Below are 3,454 nucleotides of genomic sequence, written 5' to 3' on the forward strand. Positions count from 1 at the left end.
GTTGTATTATAATACAACTCCTATTAAATTTATAGAGGGTGGATTAGAGTATAATGCATAGATTAAAATTAAATAATTTGGGGAGAATAATAAATAGCTTGATAAATTTAGTATATTAATTCATAATATAAATACATATATAAATTCTAATAACCATATCTTGATATCTTATAACTCCCATAAATATAACATAGGAATAAAATATGGAGGTGTAATTTTGAATAAGGAAAATTACGAGAAAAAAACTTTAATAGAGTTAAAAGAAATAGCAAAAGAGCTTAACATAAAGAATATTAGTAAATTAAAGAAAAGCGAGCTTATAGAAGAGATATTAAAAAACTCTCCTAAAAGTATAGAAAAAAATGGTGTTGTATTACAAGAGAAAATAACGCCTAAGGCTAAGAGTGAAGATGATTCAAATTTTGCAAATGACAATAAAGAAGAAAATAGGGAAGAAAAGAGAGAAAGATTAAAGGTTATGATAAACGAATCTGATACTGCTATAGGAGTATTGGAAATTCTAGAAAATAATAGTTTTGGATTTTTAAGATGTAATAATTATCAAACGGGAGAAAATGATATTTATGTATCCCCATCACAAATAAGGAGATTTAACTTAAGAACTGGAGACGAGGTCCAAGGAAAAGTTAGAGAATCAAAAGAAGGGGAAAAGTTTAAAGCCTTACTATATGTTGAAAAAGTAAATGGAGAAAATCCTGAAAGAGCGGTAGGAAGAAAATCATTCGAATCTTTAACACCAATATATCCACAAGAAAGACTTCATTTAGAAACTAATAACGAAAATGATTTGTCATCACGTTTAATGGATATAATTTGTCCAATAGGAAAAGGTCAAAGAGGTATAATAGTAGCACCTCCTAAAGCGGGAAAAACTACTTTATTAAAAAAAGTAGCTCAAAACATATCTAAAAATTACCCAGAAGTAAAATTAATAGTATTGTTAATTGATGAAAGACCTGAAGAAGTAACAGATATGAAGAGGTCAATAAATGGAGATGTAATATATTCTACATTTGATGAAGAACCTCAAAATCATGCAAAGGTATCACAAATGGTTTTAGAAAGAGCAAAGAGAATGGTTGAACAAGGAAAAGATGTTGTTATATTATTAGATAGTTTAACTAGACTTTCAAGAGCTTATAATTTAACTATAACTCCAACTGGTAGAACATTATCAGGTGGATTAGATCCAGGTGCATTAATTATGCCTAAAAAGTTCTTTGGAGCTGCAAGAAATATAGAAGAGGGCGGAAGTCTGACTATTTTAGCAACAGCTTTAGTAGATACTGGATCAAGAATGGATGATATGATATTTGAAGAATTTAAGGGAACTGGTAATATGGAAGTTCACTTAGATAGGAAGCTACAAGAAAGAAGAATTTTCCCTGCTATTGATATATACAAATCTGGTACAAGAAAAGAAGATTTAATTTTATCAGAAGAAGAAAAAGAAGTAGCATATTCAATAAGAAGGGTTATGTATAGAGATGGAAATGTGGAAAATGTAACTGAAAAATTAATAAATATGCTTTCAAAAACTAAGAATAATAAGGAATTTATTAATATTTTCAGCAAAAGCGAAATAGAAAAGAGATAAAGGAGCTGTTTTACAGCTCCTTTATCTTTATTATATATATGATATTAAAATTCCTTGATAACTAGTTTATTAGCTAAATTAACTATATTTTGTTTAGAGTATAAGGATGATAACTTAGATAAGTTATTTCTCATAACCTCTAATTCGTTAGGATTAGATATTAATTTATCTATAATAAGATTTATTTCTAATAAGTTATCTACGTTTATTGCATAACCATTAGAAGTTAAGAACTCAACATTTTGAGTTTCCTGGCCAGGTATAGCAAAAGGTATTAACATTGGAAGATGCTTATTAATTGCTTCGGTAACAGTTAGACCACCGGGCTTACTTATTATCAAGTCTGAATACTCCATTAAGTAATTTATATCCTTAGAAAATCCTAATATATGAAGTTTTTTGTTCTTTATAGAATGACTATATTCCTTCAATAGATTATCTTTAAGCTTTTCATTTCTACCACAAACAACAGTTATTCTTAGCTTATTATGATTATTTAATAATTCTTTTAAAACATAAGATATATTTTTTAACCCCATGCTTCCGCTCATTAGGAGTATATTAAAATAATCATCATTTTTATTAAATTGAGGATCTAATGCATTATCAAAGAATTCATCTTTAACTGGAATACCATAAGAAAAAATTCTTTTAGAATCAATTCCTCTATTTGAAAGATCTATTCTAGTATTCTCACTAGCAGTAATATAGGCATCCATACTTTTATCTATATATGTAGAGTGAGCCTTAAAGTCTGTTACCACTACTATTACTGGTATATTTAAGCCACTCCTTTTTAGGCTCCCCATAATGCTAACTGCAAATGGATGAGTAACTAATATTATATCTGGCTTTGTTGAATCTAGCATTTTCTTAATTTTTCTTTTAGTTATTGAAAATACAAATGATAAAAGCTTATTAGTAAAACCTGTATCAGTTAATTTATAAGCAAATCCATAAGTTTTAGGAAAAAAAGAAGCAGATACTTCATATCCTGTAATAAATAAATTAGTTAAAATCTTGCTATTTTTTTTTAAAAAGTCATGAGTTACTACTTCATACCCAGACTTCTCAAAAGTAGTTGAAATTGATTTTGCTGCTTGATTGTGACCTTCACCTGTGGAAGTTGTTAGTATTAAAATTTTCTTCATAAAGTTAACGCTCCTATTAATTTTAAATTTTATTATCCTATAATTTTAATTAATTTTCTTCTTAATTTACCTCTATTAAAAGCATCTTTACCAAGTTTATTTAAATATTTATAATCTGAATTATTTATGGCCTCTAAATATTCATTATCAAAATATTCTTTTGCGTCACTATTTTTAATAACTTCTAACAGAATTTTGTTTTTTGTAAATTCTTTTATACAATTTTCAATTTCAACGTTACTCATATCACTGAAATTAATGTTTTGTAAACAAGTTTTAAATGTATTTAATAACATTATGCTTGGCCCACCTAATGTACTTTCCTTAGTGTTAGTAAAATATTCTTCTATAACTTCCTTCTGTATTTTATATCCTTCAATAATATCATGGAAGAAATATGGCATGTATTTAGATGTACCCCCAGCATGTCTATAATAATATAATGGCATATCTACCATTCCTACTTTATTGATCTTTAAAAATATCTCAATGTTATAACAAAAATCCTCTCCAAGGAATTTTGTATTTTTTAAATACTTACCACAAGTTCTTAGTAGCTCAGTTCTGTATATCTTTCCCCATAACGTTACTGGAAAAGGGTGTCCATGAAAATACGCAGTAACTAACTCATTTTTTATTTCATCACCGCAATATAAAGCTTTTCTCTTAAAATATCTATCATTTA

2 protein-coding genes and 1 pseudogene are annotated in these 3,454 nt (G+C 27.3%); 1 reads left to right on the top strand and 2 read right to left on the bottom strand.

Annotated elements, in window-relative coordinates; translation table 11 throughout:
- The first annotated feature begins 217 nt into the window (after positions 1-217).
- Positions 218-1,618: a transcription termination factor Rho gene (gene rho / locus HUJ77_RS15120; RefSeq protein WP_291710057.1), complete on the top strand. Its 1,401-nt coding sequence runs from the start codon at positions 218-220 to the stop codon at positions 1,616-1,618.
- Between the two features lie 44 nt (positions 1,619-1,662).
- Here rho and HUJ77_RS15125 read toward each other — a convergent pair whose 3' ends face one another.
- Together HUJ77_RS15125 and HUJ77_RS15130 are read right to left on the bottom strand one after the other, a co-directional pair.
- Positions 1,663-2,769, bottom strand: coding sequence for a glycosyltransferase (locus tag HUJ77_RS15125; protein ID WP_291710058.1), 1,107 nt, complete (start codon positions 2,767-2,769; stop codon positions 1,663-1,665).
- A 32-nt stretch (positions 2,770-2,801) separates the two neighbouring features.
- Positions 2,802-3,454: pseudogene (locus tag HUJ77_RS15130) on the bottom strand (glycosyltransferase family 2 protein); the annotation flags it as partial.

Origin of the sequence: Clostridium sp., assembly GCF_021443865.1 — a bacterium.
Lineage (GTDB): Bacteria > Bacillota > Clostridia > Clostridiales > Clostridiaceae > Clostridium.

Coding starts and splice junctions, on each gene's coding strand:
- HUJ77_RS15125 (WP_291710058.1), bottom strand. CDS start 2,769: ATGAAGAAAATTTTAATACTAACAACTTCCACAGGTGAAGGTCACAAT.